Genomic DNA, 21,415 nt, shown 5'->3' with positions numbered 1-21,415 from the left:
GAGATTGGAACCGTTCGAACTATCCGGAGTCCTTCTAAAGCGGCGCTGAAACGTCGGCGACGCTCCCCGGGCGCACCGTGGCGGCGGCCTCGACCAGCAGCGCGAAGGAGCGCAGCCGCTCCTGCTGGGAGGGCACCACGGTGAGGGCCATGAGCTCGTCCGCGCCGGTCTGCTGCACCAGGCGCGCCAGCTTCTCGCGCACGGTGTGCGGGCCGCCGATGAGCTGTGGCTCGACGAGACCGTGCAGGAACTCCCGCTCGGCCGCCGAGAACTTGTGCCCGGCCGCCCTCGCCGCGGCCGGGAAGGCGTCGAACCTGGGCGAGGTCCGCATGAGGATCTTGCCAAGCAGGTAGGAGGAGGCCGCCGTGAACGCCTCCTCGTCGGTGGGGGCGACGGTGACCAGGGCGGCGACCAGCGTGCGCGGCCGGTCGAGCTGGGCCGAGGGGCGGAAGGCGGCCCGGTAGGCGGCGAGCGCCTGCGTGGTGGCGTACGGGTTGATCTGGTGGGCGTAGGCGTAGGGCAGGCCCAGCGCGCCGGCGAGCTGCCCGCTGGACGGGCTGGAGCCGAGCACCCACAGGTCGGGCCGGGCGTCGGCGGCGGGGACCGCGACGATGCCGCTCGACCGGTCGGCGGGGGCGAAGTAGCCGCTCAGCTCGGCGAGCTGCGCGGTGAAGTCGTCGCCGCCCTCCGAGGTCCGGCGCAGCGCGCGTGCGGTGCGCGGGTCGGTGCCGGGGGCCCGGCCGAGACCGAGGTCGATCCGGCCGGGGTGCAGCGCCTCCAGCGTGCCGAACTGTTCGGCCACCACCAGCGGGGCGTGGTTGGGCAGCAGCACCCCGCCGGAGCCGACCCGCAGGGTCGTGGTCGCGGCGGCCAGCCGCCCGGCGAGGATGCCGGGGGCGGAGGTGGCCAGGCTCGGGGTGCTGTGGTGCTCGGCCACCCAGTAGCGCAGGTAGCCCAGTTCCTCGATCTTCGGGGCGAGCGCCACGGTGTCGCGCAGCGCCCCGGTGGCCGAGCCGTCCTCGAAGACGGGCACGACGTCGAGCACGGACAGGGGGATGCCGGTCAGGCTGGTCATGGTGGGCTCCCTGGGGAAGGCTCAGGCGTTGCCGGAGACCGGTTCGGACGGCGCGGCCACCGGGTCCGCCGCGGGCGGCTGCGGCCTGCCGGGCAGCAGCAGACCGGCGGCGAACACGACGGCCGCCGCGGCCACCGGCCACCAGAAGGCGTCGCCGAAGGAGTCGGGGGTGGGCGTGGCGTGCGCGCCGCCGCCCTGCAGGATGAGCGCGACCACGGCGATGCCGAGGGAGGCGCCGATCTGGTTGAGGATGAAGACCGCTCCGGTGGCCCCGGCCACCGACTCACCGGGAACCGTACGGTAGACCGAGCCCATCGTCGGGGCGCCGACCAGGCCGAGGCCGAATCCGGCGGCGAGCTGGGCGGCGGTGAGCGCCACCTGGGAGGTGCCGGCGTCGGAGCCGGTGAACACCAGCGCGCCGAGGGCGATCAGCAGCGCGCCGACCGGGACCAGCCGCCGCGCGCCGAACCTGTCGGCGAGGTTGCCGGCCACCGGCATGCCGATCAGCGTGCCCAGGCCGAGCGGGGCCAGCAGCAGGCCGGAGGTCAGCACGGAGTTCCCGCGCACCTGCTGGTAGTACAGCGGCAGCAGGAACAGCAGCGAGAACAGGCCGCCGCCGATCAGGAACATCGTGGTCACGCTGGCGCTGAAGCCCTTGCTGCGGAACAGGCGCAGGTCGAGCAGCGGGGTCTTGGCGGTGCGCAGCGCGTGCAGGATGTAACCGGCGAACAGCACCAGGCCGACGGCGAGCCCGGCGACCACGGAGCCGCTCCCGAAGCCGTCGCCCCCGGCCCGGGACAGGGCGAAGACGATGGCCGCGAAGCCGGGGCACAGCAGGAAGACCCCCAGCCAGTCGAGCGGCGTGGACTGGCCGCTCCCCGGCGGGTCGGCGGGCAGCACGACCACGGCCAGGACGATCGCGGCGAGCGCGAAGGGGATGTTGACCAGGAACATCCACTGCCAGGAGAGGTTCTCCAGGATCAGCCCGCCGACGATCGGGCCGACGACCGGGCCGAGCGTGATGGGGACGGAGATCAGGCCCATCACCCGGGCCATGCGCTGCGGGCCCGCCGCGCCCGCGACCACGGTCAGCATGATCGGGTCGACCATGCCGCCGCCGAACCCCTGCAGGACGCGGAACGCGATGAGGCTCTCGGCGTTCCAGGCGAACGCGGACAGGGTGGAACCGGCCAGGAACACCGTCAGGCCCAGCAGCCACATGCGCTTGGCGCCGAAGCGCAGGGTCGCCCAGCCGGCGAGCGGGATGGCCAGCGCGACCGCCAGCAGGTAGCCCGTGGTCACCCACTCGATGGTGGCGAGGGTGGCCTCGAACTCGCCGGACAGGGTGCTGATCCCGACGTTGACGATGGTCGCGTCCAGGTAGGACATCATCCCGCCGAGCACCATCACGCCGATCAGCGTGAGCAGCGCGCGGTCGAGCCGGGCGGGCCCGCTCTGCTCTGACATGGAAACTCCTTTTAACCGGGTGGTCAATGGAAATGAACTGAGGAGTTCAATATCCTGCCTTGGACGGTAGCATGGCCCCATGAGCGTTGGCGACACCGAGAAGACGACCGCGGCCCCGTCCGAGCGGGGCCGACTGGACAAGCGCCGGGCCATCGTGGAGGCGGCGCTGCGGGTCTTCGCCCGGGTCGGCTACGCGCAGGCGAGCCTGGACATGATCGCCGCCGAGGCCGGGGTCGCGAAGCCGACCATCTACAACCACCTCGGCTCCAAGGAGAACCTGTTCCGGCACGTGATGACCGAGACGGCGGCCCGGGCCAACGGCAAGACCCTGGAGGTCCTGGACTCCTTCCCCAACGAGGTCGACCGGCTGCGCCCCGGCCTGGAGGAGGTGGCCCACAAGCTGGTCGCCTGCTACTGCGACGAGCAGTCCCAGGCCGTGCGCCGCCTGCTCTACGCCGAGGCCGTGCGCTTCCCCGACCTGTTCGACGAGGTGCGCGCCAGCGGCCCCGACCAGTTCATCGAGGCCCTGGCCGGTCGGCTGGCCCGCCTCGCCAACGCCGGCCACCTCCGCATCGAGGACCCGGTGCGCGCCGCCAACCAGTTCATCGCCCTGGTCTACGAGGAGCTGCCGACGCTCAGCACGTTCGGCTCCCGCCCGCTGGACCCCAAGGAGGCGGACAAGGTCGCCGTCGCGGGTGTGGACACGTTCCTGCGGGCGTTCGGCGAGTGAGCCCGCCGCCGTGTCACGACGGCTGCTTCCCCGCGTAGCGCAGGCGGGAGAACTCCTTGGTCAGAGCGGTGCGCTCGGCCGCGAAGCCGCCGTGCATGCGCAGGATCGACAGCAGCGTCCACAACCGGGTCTGCCCGAACGAGGACGGGGCGCCGTGCACGTCGTCGTGCTCCAGCACCCGCACCCCGCGCACGTGCTCGCGCAGCAGCGCGGCGTCGCCGGACGGGATGATCTCATCGCGCAGGCTCGTCACGTGCGCGACCGGAACGCGCAGCGCCGACAGTTCCCCGGGAGTCAGCGCCCAGTCGCGGATCAGGGGGTAGACCTTGGCCGCGTCGACGCCCGCCAGGTGGGCCAGCGTCTCGGTGGTGACCCTGGGCACCCGCCGCTGCCAGGCCTCGTCGGTGAAGAAGTGGTACAGCGGCGTGCCCGCTCCCACCACACCCCTGATCCGGTCGTCGTGCAGGGCGGCGCGCAGCCCCAGGTGGCCGCTGAAGCTCAGCGCGAGCAGGTAGGTCCTCGCCGTGTCGGCCCGGCCCTCCACCGCGTCCAGCAGCGCGGGGAACATTCGCCAGCCGTCCCCGTCGTACGGGACGGTGTTCTCGCCGACGCGGGGCATCTCGGTGACGATCCCGGCGAAGCCCAGCGCGTCCAGTTGCGGCAGCACCGGCGCCCACTGTTCCTTGACCGAGATGATGCCGCCGGTCATCACCAGCAGCGGCCGGGGGTCGGCCGCGTCCAGACCGACGGTCCAGGCGCGGATCCTGCCCTCCTGCGTGGTCACCTCCAGCGGCTGGACGGCAGGGATGTCCGCGCGCCAGCGGTTGAACGCCGCCCGGCTCCGCGCCGCCGCCTGCTGCCGCGCCGAGCCGTCGGCGAAGGGGAAGCGCGCCATGATGTAGTGCGCGTTCGCCTCCAGCGCCCGGCCCTCGCCCGCCAGCCGGTCCCCCTCGTCGCTCCACTCGCGCACCCACGAGCCCGGCGTGCCGTTCCCGTCGTCGCGGATCCGGTCGAGGATCGCGGCGGAGTGCTCGGGCGGCATCCCCTGCGAGCGGGCGTGCGCGACCACGAAGTTCTTCAGTTCCGCCAGGTCGTTCACTGGTTCTCCAGAGCTTCTCTGACCTCGGTCAGCACGTCGGCGGCCTCGGCACCGTCGATGACCCGGTGGTCGAAGGACAGACTGAGCCGCATCACCGGCGCCACGGCCGGGGCGCCGTCCCTGACCACGACCCGGTCGGCGATCCGGCCCACGCCGAACGTCGTGGTCGTGCCGCCGACCGAGTGGAAGGCGTCCACGGCCCGGTGGCCGAGCGAGGTCACCGCGAAGGTGCCGGTCAGGTGCGGGCGCAGCGCCAGCGATCTGGCGGCTTTGCGGAACCGGGACCGCCCGAGCGCCCACGGGGCCCGGTGCAGCCGCCGTACGCCCGCGAAGTCCGGCAGCCGCTCGGGGTCGCCGTCGCGCACCCGGGCCAGGTGCGCCTGGATGTCGGACAGCGCGGCCTCGTGCAGGTTGGGCACGACCGTCCCGAGCACCACCCGGCGCCCGCCGAGGGTGCGGTCCAGCGTCAGCTTGCCGCTGACGAAGGGGTAGCGGGCGACCCGGGGGCGCAGCCGGCCCTGGATCGCCGCGTTGGCCTCCGGGTGCTTGGCCAGCACGCGGCCGGCGGCGTGCAGCACGTAGGCGGTCACCGCGTACCGGACGCCCTCGCGCTCCTCGGCGGCGGCCCGGTGGGCGAGCACCCGGGACATGTCGACCTCGGTGTCGAGAAAGACGGGGGAGAAGTCCCTGATCACCTCAAGGAAGAACAGCGTGTGCCGGCGCTCGCGGTACGGCGGCGCCACCTCGATGTGGGCCGTCATGACGCGGTCGCCAGCCGGTAGACCGCCGCCAGGCTCGGCGCCTCCAGAACCTCGGCGAACGGCAGCGTGCGGCCCGTCTCGCGCTCCAGGATCGTGCACAGCGCCAGCAGGTGCACCGAATCCCAGGAGTCCACGGCGTCCAGGGCGCGGCCGAGATCCTCGGCGGTGACGGGCAGGGCCAGTTCGTCGCGTAGCAGCGAGACGAACTCGTCGACGGAAATCATGGCGTGTCCTGTTCCGGGCCGACGGCCGCTGGCCGGCGCCCTGCGGGGCTCTGTTCTCCGAAATCCGCGCTCAGGCGGATGTGCGGCACGGCGTCCGGCGTCCGGGCGAGGTCGTGGCGGAACTCGGCCTCCGCCGGTCCCGCGCTGACGGTCTCGAAGCCGGCCCTCGGGTAGAAGTCGGCGACCTTGCCGTTCTTGGCGGTACGCCGGTATCCGGCCCGCACCTCGCGGACGCCGGACCCGCGCGCGTGTGCCAGCACCGCGCCCAGCACCGCCTGCTCGATCCCACGGGCGAACACCCGGCAGCTCAGCAGGAAGTTCTCCACCCGCAGCACGTCGCCGTCCCGGCGCAGCAGCACCGCGCCGACCAGGCCGTTGTCACCGAACCTGTCCGCCGACGCGATCGTCAGCACCCGGGCGTCCGGGTCCTCGGTCAGCGCGCGCACCTCGGCCGGCGGCAACCGGCGGGTGGTCAGGTTGAACTGGTTGGTGCGCAGCGTGATCTGCGAGACCCGGGCGAGCTGCGCGGGCTCGGCGGGCGCGACCCGTACCTCGATGTCCAGTTCGCGCAGATAGGCCTCCAGGGAGTCGAAGCTCTCCAGGAAGCTCTGCCGCGCGTGCTCCTCCCGGTAGCGTGCCGGGCGGGCCAGGTCCTCGGCGGTCAGTCGCGGCACGTCGAACCAGCCGTCGCGGAGCAGCGCCTCCACGTGCAGCGCCGGTTCCCCGCTCACCTGGACCACGGCGACGCCGGGCAGCTCACGGCGTACCAGACCGCACTCGAACGGGCTGTCGTCGGCGAACACGAAGCTGTCGACGCCCAGGTTGAGGTCGCGGGCCAGCTCGGCGAGGTTCTCGTGCTTGGGCCGCCAGTTGGCCCGCACCTGCGCGAAGTCCTCCTCGCGCAGCAGCATGCCCGGGTGCTCGCGCAACGTCCTGGCCACCGGCTCCTGGTCGTTCTTGCTGACCGCCGCCAGCAGCACCCCCTGGGAGCCGAGCTGTTTGACCACCCGCTGGAACCGGTGGAACGCCTCGCCGCGGTACCCCTCGGCCACCTCGATGCCCTCGGGGCCGACCTCGCCGAGGACGCCGCCCCACAGGGTCTCGTCCAGGTCCAGCACCAGGCACTTCTTGGCCAGGCCCGCCGCCTGCCTGGCCAGGTGGCCGACCTCCCTGGCGTACCCGGCCAGCAGTTCGCCGGACAGGTGGGCCTTGGCGTACACGCTCTGCCGGGGGTCGCGGGCGCGGATCCCGTCGGCCAGCAGGGGGTCGAGGTCCACGACGACCACCTCGGGGCGGTCCAGCCGGAGCAGCCGCGCGTTGGCCTCGCGCCACGCCGCGCCGAGCCTGGCCCGGTCCCGCAGCTCCACCAGCTGCCCGGTCAGCTCCCTGGGCAGCGGCAGGGTGTTGAGCACCAGCGTGGCCCCCCGCGTGGTGCGGGCGAACACCTCGGCGAGCCGCTCCACCAGCGCGACCTTCTCCGTCAGCACCCGGTGGACGTCCTCGGCCCGCCAGGGCGGCTTCAGCTCGCCGATCACGATCGCCGGGTCGAGCACGCACAGCGCGAACGCCGGCCCGGCCGCCGCGGCGAGCGTCGCGTACAGGGTGCTGCCCGGGTCGGCCAGGTCGGTCACCCAGCCGTCGAAGTCCGACAGCCGCACCTGGGCCAGCAGGCCGTGCCTGGCGAACTCCGCGGTCAGCGCCGGGGTCAGCGCCGCGAGCGTGCCGTGCCCGGTGACGTACAGGGTCGTGCTCGGCGTGGCGGGGTGGGCGGCCAGCACCTCGGCCGGGTCGAGCCTGGCCAGGAAGCGCCCGGCGCGCGGCAGCGCGTCGTCGGGCAGCTCGGCCAGCAGGCCCCGTACGGACGGGTACTCCGCGGCCAGCCGGCCCGCCCGGTGCAGTTCCGCCAGCGTGTCGCTCACCTTCCATCGCCTTCCAGGGCGAACCCGGCCTTGATCCACTTGCTGGACTCGATGGACACGCCGACCGCGCGCCCGCCGGCCGCCAGCTCGGCCAGCGCGCGCTCCAGCTGCAGGAAGACGATCGCGTTGCCACAGTTGCCCGCCTCGTCCACGCAGGAGATCTCCCGCGCCTCCGGCAGCGCGAGCCGGTCGGTGATCAGCCGGGTCATCCGGCCGGACAGCTGCGGCGGCAGCACCAGGTCGACGTCCCCGTCCTTCCAGCCGAGCCCGTCGAGCAGCTCGCGCAGCACCTCCTCGGTCATGACGGGCACGTGCTGTTCGATGGCCTTGTAGTCCTCGGTCGCGGCCGGGCGGTCGCTGTCCCGGTCGGCCGGGCCGAACCACTCCAGTACGGCGCCGGGCGCCCGGCCCAGCCCGACCAGCCGGGTGAACAGGGCCCGCACCGTCGCCGAACCGGGGCCTGGGCGGTTGGCGACCACCGCGGCGCCCGCCGCGTCGCCGAACAGCACGTAGTTGACCAGCTCGGCCGGCGCCGCCGAACGCAGGTCGCGGGTCACGTCGTAGAACCGCGCGATCACGTCGCCGCCCAGCACCAGCACCGTGCGCGCCTCCCCGGCCAGCAGCAGCTGCCTGGCCACGTCCAGCGCCTGCACCGCGCCCGAGCACCCGGACTGGAGCTGGAAGGAGCGCACCTGGTCGATGCCGAGCCGGTCGGCCACGATGTTCACCGTGGCCGGCATCAACCGGTCGGGGGTCGCGGTGCCCAGCACCACGGCGTCCACCTCGCCCGGGGCCGCGCCCGCCGCCGCCAGCGCCTTGCCGCCGGCGTCGGCGGCCAGGTCGGCCAGCGACGTGGTGACCTTCCCCGATTCCAGATCCAGCGCCAGATGCCGGGATCTGGTGCCGATGAACACATCGACCCACTGCTCCCACAGCGCGTCCATGCCGAAGCGCCTGGCCAGCGCCGCGTTGCCCACGGGCGATCCGGGCAGCGACGAGGCCGCCGACAGAATGTGTACGTCCCGGCCGGGCATGAGCCCCCCTTTCTCGGCCTGGTGGCCGTGCTCGCCGGTCAGTCGGAGAGCAGGATCCGCGCCTCCGCGGACGCCCGCACGCCGGTCATCCGCCACGTCCGGAAACCGGTCAGCCCCGCGTACCGGCCGCTGGTGCCGGTGGCGGGGTAGTAGACCCACTCGCTGGTGCGCACGTCGTTGAAGTCCGCCCAGCCCTCGGCGTGGATGGTGCCGTCCGCCAGGGTGATGTCCTCGGTGTAGTAGGTCATCAGGCCGCCGTCGCCCGGCCGGGTGTACTCGATGCGGAACGAGCCGTGCGAGGTGCCCAGGAGCGCGCCGCTCTCGTCGTAGATCTCATCGTCGAAGGTGCCGGTCTGACCGATCTGCGGATCGGCGACCGTCACGTCGTCCACCACCTTGACCACGATCTCCTTGGGCGCGCGGATCACGATCTGGTCGGCCATGTGCTGGTCCTCTCTATCTGGTGGGAAGCCGGGCGGGGCGGTCCCGCCCGGCGCGGGGTCAGGAATGGAGCGGGAAGCGGTCCGGGGGCTCGCCCGCGACCAGCGGGGTGCGGTCGGCCGCGATCCCGGGCGCGGTCGAGACGCCCGGCTCGTACGGCGAGTGCTCGGGCGGCGCGGGGAAGAAGCGTGCCGCCACCCCGCTGGCCAGCACTGCCCAGAAGTCGTGCCGGGTCCACGTCCCGGTGTTGACCGGATCGTTGTCGCGGAAGGTGTAAGGCGCGTAGGCGCGGCGGGTCGGGTCCGGCTGGGTGAACCGCCCCCAGTGGCCGTTGTAGAGGTGGTCGTCCAAAAGGTGCGCGCTGCGCAGGAGCTGGTAGCCGCCGCGGAAGCGCAGCGGCCCGGCGGCCGCCGCAGGGCCTGAGGCGGTCACCGCGCCGTGCGGGGTGTACCGGTACCGCGCCACGACCTCGCCGCCCTCGCCGAGGAGCGCCAGCACCGACCCGTGCTGGTCGGTCACCGTCCAGTAGTGGCTTTTGTCGGCGGTCAGCACCGCGAGCGGGACCCCGTCGGGAGAGCGGACCAGGTCGGTGGGCACGCCGTCGTCGGTGACGCGGAGCAGACCGAGCTCCGACCAGGTCAGCACGTGGGTGACGGTCCGGCCGTCCACGGTCGTCTCGGTGATCCGGCGCGGCGTGCGCTGGTCGAGCCCGTCGTAGGCGACGTCCACCACCCGCCGGCCGCCGAACACGCCGGTCAAGGTCTGGTGGGTGGCGCTGTAGGTGAAGGAACCCGTCGGGTTGACCTCGTCGACGAAGTTCCCCGCGCCGTCGTAGGCGAACTCCGTCTCGCCGAACCGCGTCACCTGGCCGGCCGCGTTCAGCGTGAAGCGGACCTCGCCGAGGCGCAGCAGGTTGTGCGCCCGGTCGTAGACGTACTCAGTCGCGCCGGCTCTGGCCAGCCGCTTCAGCTCGTCGTAGGTGTACTCGGTGACCTCGCCGTCCAGCTCGGCCCGTTGCAGCACGTCCCGGTCGCCGTAGGCGTAGCGAGCCGTCAGCCGCTCCCCGCCGTCCGCGCCGCGCACGGTCAGCGACGTCCGCCGTCCGGCGGCGTCGTAGCCGATCTCCTGTACGGCGTCGCCGCCGAACTCGATCCGGACCAGCCGGCCGGCCGCGTCGTGGGTGAGCCTCGCGGTGTGCCCGGACGGGCCGGTGACCGTCGCCGGGCGGCCCGCGCCGTCGTAGGTGTACCGCGTGGTGCCGCCGGGTGTGGTCACCGTGAGCAGCTCACCGTCGGGGGCGTGGGTGTAGCGCACCTCCTCGGCGGGTTCGCCGTCCGCCGTGCGCACCGCCCGCGCGAGGCGGGAGCCCCGGCCGGTGCGGGTCCAGTCGTACGCGTAGGACCAGCCGGGTCCGGAGCGGCGGGTCACCCGTCCCAGTGCGTCGTGGGCGAGCGAGGCCAGGACCGTGCCCGCGTCCTCGTCGGTGACCTCCGTCAGGCGGCCGGCCTGGTCGTGCCGGTAGCCGGTGCGGCGGCCGTTGCCGTCGATCACCCCGACGATCCGGGAGAGCCGGTCGTAGGCGTAGCGGGTCGGGCCCAGCGGCTCCGGCGGGGTCACCGTGACCAGGTTCCCGGCCTCGTCGTAGCCGAAGGAGGTGGTCTGGCCGTTGCCGTCGGTCAGCGTCAGCAGTCTGCCGTGCGCCGGGTGGTACGTGCGGACGTCCAGCGGCTCGTCCCGCCCCGGTACCAGGGCGCGCGCCTGGCGGCCCGCCGCGTCGTACTCCAGGCGCAGCTCGTTGCCCGCCGGGTCGCGCAGCACGGTGGGCTGCCCGCCGGGATGGCCGTACTCGGCCGAGCTGCCGGCCGTGGCAGGCAGGCGCACTCCGACCAGGCGGCCCTCGTCGTCGTGGTCGTAGGCGGTGACGGCCCCGAGGGCGTCGGTCTCCTCGGCCGCGGTGTCCGGGGTCCGCGTCGCCCAGGTCCAGCGCCGTACGCCGCCCAGCGGGTCGGTCACCGCGACCAGCCGCCCCCGCTCGTCGAACGTGTGGACCGTGGTACGCCCGGCGGCGTCGGTCACCGTCGTCTGTCCCGCCGCGTACCCGAAGGTGATCCGGCCCGAGCCCCCGTCGCCGCGCCAGTCCACCGCGGTCACCGCGGAGCCGGGGCCGTAGGCGAAGTTCAGCGTTCCGCCGGCCGGGTCGTCGAGGCCGGTCAGCCGGTCCTCCTCGTCCCACCGGAACGTGGTGGCGCCGCCGGTGGCGTCGGTCTGCCGGGTCGGCCGCCCGGCCGGATCGTAGGTGAAGGCGGCGACCTGCGCCCCCAGCGGATCGACGATCTTCGTGATCAGGCCGTCCGCGTCGCGGTGCAGGGTCGTGACCCGCCCCTGGTCGTCCACGACGACCGGTTCGCCCGCCGCGTCCAGCGTCGGTTCCGGCGTGATCTGCAAACCGGCCCGGGTGCGGGACCCGCTCCGGTGCTCCAGGATCAGCCTCAGGTGGTGGCCGGTGCCGGCGATCACCAAACCCAGCCGGCGCAGGATCAGCTCGCCGTCGCGCAGGTCGATCAGCACCTCGCTGAGGTCGCCAAGGGGAATTCGCCGTACGGCGTGGCGTGTGTGGACGTCCCGGAGCGTGGGCACAGCTGCTCACTCCTCGAATCGGTTCGTTCGGTGAACCCGCCGGTCTGCCGCCCGCTTACGGTCCGGGTCGGCGCGCTCATCCTCGGCCGCGCTTCTAAAGCTGGCCTTAACGCCCCCAGAATCCCGTTCACACCCTTTTATGGAGTGGCGCCCTATTTTCGGTCCGGCAATAACCAGATTTGTGATTGCACCAAATTAGGCCCCGGAAGAGCGGGAGGGTATGCTATCCGATAATCCCTGTAGGTTATGGGGAAAAAGCCGAAGTGCGACATTCCAGGCGGGCGAGGGGCGCGGCTTTCCGCGCGGGTCATTCGGCCGCCGACCGAGGTGACAGCAGGGAGGCACTTGCGGAGATGACGGTCATTACCCGTGCTCACGAGACCCGGCAGAACACCATCGTCCGAAGTCTGGAGCTCGACCGCCTGACGCATCTCGTCCAGGCCGCGCGTGACCGCTACGGCCTCGTCGCCGAACTGACCGGCGACCCAGGATCAGGCAAGACCTGGCTGCTCACCGCCCTCACCCGGCAGGCGCGGCGCGACGGCGTCACCGTCCTGTACGGCCGGTGCGCGGAGGCCGAGACCGAGCTGCCCTTCCACCCGTTCATCCACGCGCTCGGCACCTGGCGCGGCGCCGGCGGCAGGATCGTGCCCCCGGCCGCCGCGCTGATGGACGCGCTCGGCGGCGCCGACGGCACCGACACCATGTCGTTCAACCGCCGCCACCAGTTCTTCGTCACGGTGCGCCGGACCCTCGCCGACTGCCTGGCCGCCGCGCCCGGAGAGGTCCTGCTGGTCCTGGACGACTTCCACTGGGCCGACCCCTCCTCGCTGGGACTCCTGGAGATGCTGGTCCGCCGTCCGATGGACGGCAAGCTGGCCGTCGTCGTCGCCCGCCGCCCCCGGCAGTCGCCGGTCCGGCTGCGCTCGGTGCTGGAACTCGGCGCCGTCGAGTCGATCGAACTCGGGCCGCTGAGCCCCGGCCAGTCCGCCAGGCTGCTCGACGGACTCGTGGCCGAGCCCGGCACCCTGCGGCGGTTGCACGAGCGCGCCGCCGGCAACCCGCTCTACCTCACCACGCTCGCCACCCCCGGCCCGGCCGACGACAACACCGCGCTGTGGACGCGCGGCAGCATCGGCGCCCGGCTGCTGATGGAGACCGAACTCCTCGCCAAGGAGGCGCGCGCGGTCCTCAACGCGGCGGCCGTCCTCGGCGACACCTTCGACGTCGAGGCCGCCGCCGCGGTGGCCGCCATCGACCGCGACGTGGCCTGCCGGGTACTCGTCGAGCTGCGGCAACGTGACCTGATCCGGCCCGCCGCGGGAGACCCTGGCACGCTCACCTTCCGGCACCCGCTCGTGCGGCACGCGCTGTACGCGGCCATCGACTCCTGCTGGCGGGCCGCCGCGCACCGCAGGGCCATGGCTCACCTGGCCGGGATCGCCACCTCCTCCACCGAGCTGGCGTGGCACGCGGAACGGTCCGGCGCCGAGATGCGGCCCTCCGACGGCGTGGTGCTGGCGGCGGCGGCGCACGACGCGCTGCGCCTCGGCCGCCCGGCCGAGGCGGCGCACTGGGTGAGCGCGGCCCTGCGACTGCACCGCGCGACGGCTGGCCCTGCGGCCCAGGAGCCAGGCCCCGAGCTGTGGCGGCCCGTGGTCCGCGCGCTGGCCGCCACCGCCGACGCCACCCGCATCCGGGCCCTCGGCCGCGAGGTGCTCCGTCGCGAGGTGCTCGGCGGGCGGGTCGCCGGGGGCCGCGCCGAGGAGGTCGCGTTTCTGGCCACCGTACTGGCCGCGCTCGGGGACGGCGGCGAGGCGCAGGCGCTCATCAAGGCCGAACTGACCGGCGTCCACGACCCGGCCGCCAGGGCGCTGCTGCACGTACAGGCCCAACTCGCCAAGGTGCTGTCCGGCGAGGTGCCCGCGCGGGCCGACGTCGAGGCGCTCGCCCGGCACTCCGGGCAGGAGGACCCGGTGACCTCCGCCGGCCGGCTCGCCCTGCTCGGCATGTGCGCGATCATCGCCGGGAACGCCTGCGAGGCCGAGGAGCCGCTGCGGGCCGCCGCCCGCATCCTGGACACCGACCAGGCCCGCGGTCCCGCCGGCCCCCAGCAGGCCGGGTACCTGCTCGCCCTGGGCTGGGCCGAGGCCCTGATGGGCTGGTACGAACAGGGCCGCGCCCACACCGAGCGCGCGCTGTCCGGGGCGCGCGAACGCGGCGACCTCCACCTGATGGCCCCGCTGCTGGCCACCCTCGGCTACGCGCACTACCACCTGGGCCAGCTGGCCGACGCCCAGACCGCCGCGCTGGAGGCCCGATCCGCCGCGCACCGGATCGGCCGGGGCGATCACGTGGGCCTGGCCGACGCGGTGATCGCCGCCTCCTGGGCCAGGCTCGGCCGCCCCACGCTGACGCACCCCCAGTACGTGCCCGCCCAGGCGTCGGAGGAGATCGCCTCCAGGACGCCGCTCAACGCCCTGCTGTTCGCCGAGGCCGCGCTCGCGGCGGGCGAGGCCTTCCGGGCGCTGGCGCTGCTGCTCCCGCACGAGCACGTCTGGCAGGTGCCCGAGCCGGTGCCGGTGTACGCGGCCTGGTGCTACGAACTGCTCGCCGCCGCCTGCCTGCGGGCCGACTCCGGCGACTCCGGCCGTATCGATCGGTGGGCCGAGGCCGCGGTGGAGGCCGCGGTCGCCGTCGGGCTGCCGGAGGCCGGCGGGCACGCGCTGCTCGCGCGCGGGCACGCGTTCAGCCGTCAGCAGCAGTGGGAGCAGGCGGCCAGATGTTACGCGCAGGCGCTCGGCCTGTTCGGCGAGGGCAGCCCCGCCGCCGCCAGGGCCCGCGAACTCGTGCGTGCCGCCACCCGGAGCGCCGCCCACGGACTGCCGGGCCTCGACGAGCTCACCATGCGCGAGCGCGAGGTCGCCCACCTCGCGGGGGAGGGCCTGAAGACCAAGGACATCGCGGAGCGTCTGCGCATCAGCCCCCGTACGGTGGACGTCCATCTGACCCGCATCTACGCCAAACTGGGCGTCAGCTCCCGCGCCGCCCTGGCCCGCCTGCTCGCCGGCGCCACCTGACCCGCCCGTACGTCAGGGCGGGCCGGCGTCCCGGACCAGGCCCACGATGAACCTCGCCTTCTCCGGCAACTCGTCGGCGATGAAGAAGTGCCCTCCGGGGAAGACCCGCAGCTGGAAGGCGCCGGTGGTGTGGTGGCGCCACGCCGCCACGTCCTCGACGGACGCCTCGCCGTCGGCCTCACCCACCAGGGCCGCCACCGGACAGGAGACGGCCGCGCCGGGCGTGTCCTGGTAGGTGGCGAGCGCCCGGTGGTCACCCCGCAGCGCGGGGAGCACCAGCTCCAGCACATCCGGATCGTCCAGCCGGTCCGCGTCCGTGCCGCCCAGCGCCCGAACCTTGGCCACCAGCGCCGCGTCGTCGAGCGGTTCGTGGAACGGCCGCCACCGGGACGGTGCCCGGCGGCCGGAGAGGATCAGCAGGGTGGGCGCCGCCTCCGGCTGTCCCTCCAGGCGCGCGGCCACCTCGTAGGCCAGCGAGGCCCCCATGCTGTGCCCGAGGAACACCCGCGGCCGGGACGCGGGCTCGCCGATCGCCTCGGCGAGCAGGTCGGCCAGCACGTGCAGGTCGGTCACCGGCGGCTCCCGGTGCCGGTCCTGCCGCCCCGGATACTGGACGGCGAGCACCTCGATCTCGGGGCTCAGCGACGCCGACAGCGGGAACCAGTACGCCGCCGCGCCGCCCGCGTGCGGGAAGCAGACCAGCTCCGCCGTGGCGCCGGAGCCGGGATGGAACCGCCTGACCCAGGTCTCCTGCCGCTCGCGCGGCCGATCGGCCACCACGGTCAGCTTGCCGCGCGCAGATCGAGGAGGGCGTCCGAGGTCAGGATCGCGTGGTGCAGGTGGCGCAGCGCGGGGCACGGCTGCACGCCGAGTTCGGTCTGGAGCACCTGCTGCGCCGTCCGGTACACCTGCAGCGCGTCCGCCTGCCGCTCCGACCGGTACAGCGCCAGCATCAGCTGCCGGTAGAACGACTCGCGCAGCGGGTACTGCGTGATCAGGCTGTTGAGCAGCCCGATCACCTCACGGTGCCGGCCCAGGGCGGTCCGCGCCTCGATCGACAGCTCCAGGCAGTCCAGGCGCTCCTCCTCCGCCCAGGCGGCGAAGGCGGCGAGCACCGGCCCTTCCGGCAGGTGATCGAGCACCGGCCCGCGCACCAGGCGCAGCGCCTCCTCGAACTGGTTCAGCGCCTCCTGGTACCGGTTCGCCTGCAGGTACAGCCTGCCGTGGCTGACGGCCCGCTGGAAGTCGGCCACGTCGTACTCGGCGCCCTGCAGCCGCAGCACGTACCCGGTGGATCTGGTGACGATCGCCTTGCCGTCGCCCTGCCCGGCGGCCGCGAGGAACTTGCGCAACTGGGAGATATAAACGTGCAGCGCCGCCGAGGCGCGCTGCGGCGGCTGCTCACCCCACAGCTCCGTGACGAGCTGGTCCTTGGTCGTGACCCGCTCCGCTCTGACGAGCAGGATGGCCAAGGTCATCTCCATCTTGGGAGCGCTCAGGGAGTGAGACTCACGGCCATCGGACACGCGGAGTGGCCCAAGCAGTTCGTAACGCATCTGCACCTCAAACGACAGGGGGACTGTTATCCGCTTCGCGGCGTCATCACCACCCTGTTCGCCCAGCTGTCTGCGCACATCAGCGAAACTACGTACATAACCCAACAAACCTCCGCCCCTCCCGCCTGCGCGGAAACCTGTTGCGAAACTGTCGGACCCCGGTGATAGAAAACAGGTTCGACAGCTGACGTTGACCGCGGTCGGGGGGCCATGTGGTGACCATGAGTAACTCGGAGTTCCAGGTATCCGGCCCGCGCTCCGACCGGCGCGGGCCGGTTCGCTGGCTCTGGTCCCATCTGCGCCGCCATCCGCTGCACCTGGCCGGGTTCCTCGGCGGCTCGCTGGTCATGGTGGTGCTCAACGCCGTGGTCCCCCAGCTCACCGGTGTGGCCTTCGACGCCGTGCTGGGCGGGCGAGGCGAGGCGGCGTCCACGCTGGGCCTGATCGCGCTGGCGCTGCTGGCGATCGTGCTGGGCCGCGGTCTGTTCGACCTGGTGGCGCGGCTGTCGAGTGAGGTGCTGGCCAAGCGGCTGGAGCGCGACACCCGCGACGAGCTCTACGTGAGCCTGCTCGGCAAGAGCCAGACCTTCCACAACCGGCAGCGCGTCGGCGACCTCATGGCCAGGGCGGCCAACGACATCCGGCAGCTGTCCATGATGGTGACGCCGGGTGCGGACCTGATCGTCGACTCCGGCCTGAACGGCCTGGTGCCCTTCTTCTTCATCGCCGTGATCGACCCGCGCCTGCTGCTGGTGCCCGCGATCTTCGCGGCCGTCTTCGCCGTCGCGCTCTGGCACTACATGCGGCAGCTCAATCCGGTGGCGACCCGCATGCGCGAGGAGTTCGGCGACCTCAACGCGGGGCTGAGCCAGGCGGTGCGCGGCATCGAGGTCATCAAGGTGACCGCCCAGGAGGGGCAGGAGCGGCGGCGCTTCCGGGCCCAGGCGCGCCGCTACCGCGACTCCTTCGTCCGCAACGGTCTGGTCCAGGCTCGCTACCTGCCCAATCTCCTGTTCGCCGTGGCCATGGCCGGGGCGCTGTGGCACGCCCTGCACCTGTACGGCACGGGGGTGATCACCGTCGGTGAGGTGGTCGCCTTCATGGGGCTCATGGGCATGCTGGGCTTCCCGACCCAGATATCGATCTTCACCTTCTCGCTGGTCCAGATCGGCATCGTGTCCAGCCGCAGGATCCTGGAGGTCATCAATGCCGAGAGCGAGCTGGAGCAGCGGGCCGACGGCCACACCGCCCCCATCAGAGGCGAGATCGTCTTCGACGATGTGACGTTCGGCCACGACGAGGGGGATCCGGTGCTGCGCGGGGTGTCCTTCACCGTGCGGCCGGGAGAGACGGTGGCGATCGTCGGCGAGACCGGTTCCGGCAAGACCACGCTGACCAAGCTGGTCAACCGGATCTACGACGCCACCTCGGGCCGGGTTCTCGTGGATGGTGTCGACGTGCGCGACTGGAACCTCGACTCGCTGCGCTCCCAGATCTCCACCATCGAGCAGGACATCGTGCTCTTCTCCCGGACGGTGGCCGAGAACATCGCCTTCAGCCAGGGCCAGCGGGCCGACCGGGAGTCGGTGGTCAGGGCGGCGGAGGAGGCCCAGGCCGCCGAGTTCGTGGGCGAGCTGGAGAAGGGCTACGACACGGTCATCGGCGAGCGAGGCGTCACCCTCTCGGGGGGCCAGCGCCAGCGCCTGGCCATCGCGCGGGCGCTGCTGACCGATCCCGCGATCCTGGTGCTCGACGACTCGACCAGCGCCATCGACTCCGCCACCGAAGACAAGATCCAGCAGGCGATCGGCCGCGTCCTCGACGGCCGCACCACACTCATGATCACTCACCGACTCTCGCAGATCCGCTGGGCCGACAAGGTGCTGCTGCTCAGACGCGGCGAGCTGGTCGGCTACGGCACCCACGACGAGCTGCTGTCCGGCAACCGCCTGTACCGGCGGATCTTCGCACACTACGACGAGATCACGGACCCGGCCGAGGCCCCGGTCCTGGCCGGTGAGGAGGTGGCGCGCTGATGGGCTTCCTCATGGACGGCCTCGACGCCGAAGACTACGACCGCACCTACGGCGACCGTGACCTGCTCCGCCGGATCACGTCCTACTTCCGGCCGAAGCTGGGCGCGATGCTCCTGGTGGCCGTCATGATCGTGCTGTCCTCGGCGAGTCAGGCGGTCATGCCGCTGGTGGCCAGCTGGGGTGTGGACGCGATCGGGGACGGCACGATCGGCGAGGTGGGCTGGCAGCTCATCCTGGCGCTCCTGCTCGCCGGGGCGCTCGGCTGGCTGTTCAACTACGTGCGGCAGGCCTACAGCGCGAAGGTCACCGGCGACGTGGTCCTGCGCCTGCGCGAGGACGCCTTCGACGCCGTGCTGGAGCGCGATCTCTCGTTCTACGACGAGACGCCGTCCGGCAGGATCGTCAGCCGGGTGACCTCCGACACCGACGACTTCGCCACGGTGTCCACGTTGACGATGGACCTGATCAGCCAGGTGCTGATGGTGGGGTTCGTCACGGTCCTGCTGTTCCTGCGCAGCATCGAGCTGGCCCTGCTGACACTGCTGATCGTGCCCATCGTGGTGGGCCTCGCGCTGCTGTTCCGACGCGTGGCCAGGGCCGGCACCCGCCAGGCCCAACGCTCGCTGAGCCGGGTCAACGCCAACCTGCAGGAGACCATGGGCGGCATCGCCGTGGCCAAGAACTTCCGCCAGGAGCGGCAGGTCTACGACGAGTTCCAGCCCATCAACCGGCAGAGCTACCAGGTGACGCTCCGGCAGGGGTTCGTCTTCTCGGCCATCTTCCCGGTGCTCTTCCTGGTGGCCGGGTTGGCGACGGTGGGGCTCGTGCAGCTGGGCGGCACCGCGGTGCTCGCGGGCCGCCTGTCCGCCGGCGACTGGTACCTCTTCCTGCAGGGAGTGATGCTCTTCTGGTTCCCGCTGACGTCCATCGCCGCCTTCTGGTCCCAGTTCCAGCAGGGTCTGTCCGCCGCTGAGCGGGTCTTCGCGTTGATCGACGCCACGCCGCGCGTGGTGCAGACCGCCGCCGAGCCCGTCGGCGAACTGGCGGGCCGCATCGAGTTCCGGGACCTCACCTTCGGCTACGACCCGGCCAGTCCGGTGCTGCGGAACTTCGACCTCGTCATCGAGGCCGGTGAGACGGTGGCGCTGGTCGGCCACACCGGCGCGGGCAAGTCGACGCTCAGCAAGCTGATCACCAGGTTCTACGAGTTCCAGGAAGGCCGGCTGCTGATCGACGGTCGCGACATCCGAACCCTGGATCTGCCCGGTTACCGCCGGCGGATCGGCGCGGTGCCGCAGGTCCCCTTCCTGTTCGACGGCACGGTGGCCGACAACATCCGCTACCCGAGACCGGAGGCGAGCGAGGAGGAGGTGCTCGCCGCCGCGGCGGCGGTCGGCGGCGGCGACTGGCTCGACGCCCTGCCCCACGGCCTGCGAACCGACGTCGGCGAAGGCGGTCGCGCCCTGTCCATGGGCCAGCGCCAGCTCGTCGCCCTGGCCCGCCTGCTCATCCAGGATCCGGCGATCGTGGTGCTGGACGAGGCCACGGCCAGCGTCGACCCACTGACCGAGGCCCAGATCCAGGAGGGCCTGGACGTGGTGCTGGCCGGCCGCACCTCGATCGTCATCGCCCACCGACTGTCCACGATCGAGCACGTCGACCGCATCATCGTCCTGGACCACGGCCAGATCGTGGAAGAAGGCGACCACCGAGCCCTGCTGGCTCGCGGCGGCCGCTACTGCCAGGTCTACAACACCTACTTCCGTCATCAGTCGCCCAACTACCGGGTCGGCACCGGATTCGTACCTGTCGAACCCGATCGGGTGTGATCCGTGCGCGGGCCGAGGCGACCTCGGCCTTCTTGTTCTCGGCTTCCTGTTTGGTGGTGAAGGTCTCCCGCTAGTCGCGGGTCTTCGTGAACGCGTGGATGTCCCACGGGGGCTTGCCTTGGCCATCGGAAATCACTCTGAGTCATTAGAGGAATGCGGATGGTACGGAAATGTCCTGGGAGGAAGTGATCCTTGACACACATGTAACGAGGATGCAACCTTTGCACTCTGAGTGCAACCAGTACAAAGAACAGGAGCCGGGCGCGTGTTTGGATTTATCAGGTATGGGCGGGCCGGCACGGCGCGCTCGGCTTCGACGATCGCGGCTGTTCTCACGGTCATGGCGCTTGCCGCCTGCTCGGCGGGTACGAAGGAAGCCGCCACCAGGACCGACGCCGGTGCCGGTGAGGCGAACAAGGTCGGCGTCACCGACTCCACCGTGACCATCGCCTACATCGGCGATCTGTCCGGCCCCGACGCCAAGGTCGAGAAGACCTACTACGAGGGCATCAAGCTGGCCATCGACCGGGCTAACGCGAACGGCGGCGTGAACGGTCGCAAGATCGACCTCAAGGCCGGCGACACCCGGTTCGACACGGCGCAGGCCGTGACGCTCTTCAAGAAGTACACCAGCGAGCAGCCCGCGCTGGCCCTCCTCGGCATCAACGTCTCCTCGATGTTCGAGGCGCTGACCTCGCGCATCTCCGCGGAGAAGGTGCCGGTCATCGGGCCGACCGGCGTCACCCAGGTCACCCTCGCCAACCCCTACATCTACAACGCGCAGGCGGACCTGCCGACCAGCGCGGAGGCGATCACCAAGTTCCTGGCCAAGCAACTCGGCGCGAATGCGAAGGTCGGGGTCGCCCGGATCAGCACCGCGTCCGGCGACGAGTGGTTCGACCTGGTCAAGAAGGAGGCGCCGAACATTCAGGCCGAGGTCACCGGCCAGCAGAAGATCGAACCGGCGGCGGTGGAGGCCGCGGCCCAGGTCGCCCAGTTCAAGCGGGACGGGGTCGCCGCGGTCACGCTGCACGCCGGCAGCGGCGGCGGCATCGCCCTGTTGAAGTCGATGCAGACGGGCGGGCTGGAGGTCCCGGTCTACTCGACTTTCGGCGCCAACGGGCCCACCCTGTGGAAGAGCGCCGGCGCGCTCGCCGCGAACACCTACGCCTTCGACGCGTTCGCCCCGCCGGACAGCGACGTGCCCGGCCGCGCGGAGCTGGAGTCCGCGATGCGGGAGGTGGGCAGCTGGGAGGAGTTCAAGCAGGACAAGAACTACGCCGAGGGCTGGGTGATCGGCAAGGTCGTGGTGGAGTCGCTGAAGCGAGCCGGCGACGATCCCACCCGCGCCTCCTTCATCGAAGCGCTGCGCTCCCCGGAGGGATTCCAGACCGGCGGCTACAGCGCCGACGTGAACTGGAGCAAGAAGAACGGGCTGGCTGACGCGTCGGCGGTGAAGGCGTTCACCTTCGACCCGGGCACCCAGCGCATCGTCGAAGTCGTGAGTCCCTGAGCGACGGCCGCGTA

General features: G+C 72.2%; 16 protein-coding genes. 5 read left to right on the top strand and 11 right to left on the bottom strand.

The window, feature by feature from the left end; translation table 11 throughout:
• Window positions 1-34: 34 nt before the first annotated feature.
• On the bottom strand, window positions 35-1,075 hold the full coding sequence (locus tag KIP79_RS02880; protein ID WP_214103106.1) for an LLM class flavin-dependent oxidoreductase: 1,041 nt from the start codon (window positions 1,073-1,075) through the stop codon (window positions 35-37).
• A gap of 21 nt (window positions 1,076-1,096) precedes the next feature.
• Complete coding sequence (locus tag KIP79_RS02875) at window positions 1,097-2,542, bottom strand: DHA2 family efflux MFS transporter permease subunit (RefSeq protein WP_214103105.1); 1,446 nt, start codon at window positions 2,540-2,542, stop codon at window positions 1,097-1,099.
• Between the two features lie 79 nt (window positions 2,543-2,621).
• Between KIP79_RS02875 and KIP79_RS02870 the strand changes: the two genes are divergently transcribed.
• Window positions 2,622-3,272, top strand: coding sequence for a TetR/AcrR family transcriptional regulator (locus KIP79_RS02870; RefSeq protein ID WP_214103104.1), 651 nt, complete (start codon window positions 2,622-2,624; stop codon window positions 3,270-3,272).
• A 13-nt stretch (window positions 3,273-3,285) separates the two neighbouring features.
• Here KIP79_RS02870 and KIP79_RS02865 read toward each other — a convergent pair whose 3' ends face one another.
• The 7 genes from KIP79_RS02865 to KIP79_RS02835 are packed head-to-tail and all read right to left on the bottom strand — an operon-like array spanning window position 3,286 to window position 11,387.
• Complete coding sequence (locus KIP79_RS02865) at window positions 3,286-4,371, bottom strand: alpha/beta fold hydrolase (RefSeq protein WP_214103103.1); 1,086 nt, start codon at window positions 4,369-4,371, stop codon at window positions 3,286-3,288.
• Window positions 4,368-5,132: a 2-oxo acid dehydrogenase subunit E2 gene (locus KIP79_RS02860; protein ID WP_214103102.1), complete on the bottom strand. Its 765-nt coding sequence runs from the start codon at window positions 5,130-5,132 to the stop codon at window positions 4,368-4,370. The genes KIP79_RS02865 and KIP79_RS02860 overlap by 4 nt, the downstream gene beginning before the upstream one ends.
• The gene (locus KIP79_RS02855) at window positions 5,129-5,356 is read right to left on the bottom strand and encodes a hypothetical protein (RefSeq protein ID WP_214103101.1); all 228 of its coding nucleotides are present in this window, start codon (window positions 5,354-5,356) and stop codon (window positions 5,129-5,131) included. The genes KIP79_RS02860 and KIP79_RS02855 overlap by 4 nt, the downstream gene beginning before the upstream one ends.
• Complete coding sequence (locus tag KIP79_RS49180) at window positions 5,353-7,275, bottom strand: HAD-IIIC family phosphatase (protein WP_214103100.1); 1,923 nt, start codon at window positions 7,273-7,275, stop codon at window positions 5,353-5,355. The genes KIP79_RS02855 and KIP79_RS49180 overlap by 4 nt, the downstream gene beginning before the upstream one ends.
• Window positions 7,272-8,309: a 3-oxoacyl-ACP synthase III family protein gene (locus tag KIP79_RS02845; RefSeq protein ID WP_214103099.1), complete on the bottom strand. Its 1,038-nt coding sequence runs from the start codon at window positions 8,307-8,309 to the stop codon at window positions 7,272-7,274. The genes KIP79_RS49180 and KIP79_RS02845 overlap by 4 nt, the downstream gene beginning before the upstream one ends.
• Window positions 8,310-8,347: 38 nt before the next feature.
• Entirely contained in the window at window positions 8,348-8,752 is a 405-nt protein-coding gene (locus KIP79_RS02840) for an allene oxide cyclase barrel-like domain-containing protein (RefSeq protein WP_214103098.1), read from the bottom strand.
• 58 nt (window positions 8,753-8,810) lie between these two features.
• Window positions 8,811-11,387: an RHS repeat domain-containing protein gene (locus KIP79_RS02835; RefSeq protein ID WP_214103097.1), complete on the bottom strand. Its 2,577-nt coding sequence runs from the start codon at window positions 11,385-11,387 to the stop codon at window positions 8,811-8,813.
• Window positions 11,388-11,740: 353 nt separating this feature from the next.
• Here KIP79_RS02835 and KIP79_RS02830 point away from each other — a divergent pair, with 353 nt between their 5' ends.
• Window positions 11,741-14,467, top strand: coding sequence for a helix-turn-helix transcriptional regulator (locus KIP79_RS02830; protein ID WP_214103096.1), 2,727 nt, complete (start codon window positions 11,741-11,743; stop codon window positions 14,465-14,467).
• Window positions 14,468-14,479: 12 nt separating this feature from the next.
• Here the strand turns inward: KIP79_RS02830 and KIP79_RS02825 are convergent, their stop codons facing one another.
• Both KIP79_RS02825 and KIP79_RS02820 read right to left on the bottom strand, forming a co-directional pair.
• A complete protein-coding gene (locus KIP79_RS02825; protein WP_214103095.1) occupies window positions 14,480-15,244 on the bottom strand; it encodes a thioesterase II family protein in 765 nt (254 codons plus the stop codon).
• A 5-nt stretch (window positions 15,245-15,249) separates the two neighbouring features.
• A complete protein-coding gene (locus KIP79_RS02820; RefSeq protein WP_214103094.1) occupies window positions 15,250-15,945 on the bottom strand; it encodes an AfsR/SARP family transcriptional regulator in 696 nt (231 codons plus the stop codon).
• A gap of 299 nt (window positions 15,946-16,244) precedes the next feature.
• Here KIP79_RS02820 and KIP79_RS02815 point away from each other — a divergent pair, with 299 nt between their 5' ends.
• The 3 genes from KIP79_RS02815 to KIP79_RS02805 all read left to right on the top strand — a co-directional run bounded on the left by KIP79_RS02815 (window position 16,245) and on the right by KIP79_RS02805 (window position 21,401).
• Window positions 16,245-18,059: an ABC transporter ATP-binding protein gene (locus KIP79_RS02815; RefSeq protein ID WP_214103093.1), complete on the top strand. Its 1,815-nt coding sequence runs from the start codon at window positions 16,245-16,247 to the stop codon at window positions 18,057-18,059.
• Window positions 18,059-19,888 (top strand): ABC transporter ATP-binding protein, encoded by a 1,830-nt coding sequence (locus KIP79_RS02810; protein ID WP_214103092.1) that lies wholly within the window; start codon window positions 18,059-18,061, stop codon window positions 19,886-19,888. Before KIP79_RS02815 ends, KIP79_RS02810 begins: the two co-directional genes overlap by 1 nt.
• A 340-nt stretch (window positions 19,889-20,228) precedes the next feature.
• Entirely contained in the window at window positions 20,229-21,401 is a 1,173-nt protein-coding gene (locus KIP79_RS02805; RefSeq protein ID WP_214103091.1) for an ABC transporter substrate-binding protein, read from the top strand.
• Window positions 21,402-21,415 lie beyond the last annotated feature (14 nt).

Source organism: Acrocarpospora catenulata (genome assembly GCF_018476525.1).
Taxonomy (GTDB): domain Bacteria; phylum Actinomycetota; class Actinomycetes; order Streptosporangiales; family Streptosporangiaceae; genus Acrocarpospora; species Acrocarpospora catenulata.
This window is presented reverse-complemented; position numbering and strand designations above follow the sequence as displayed.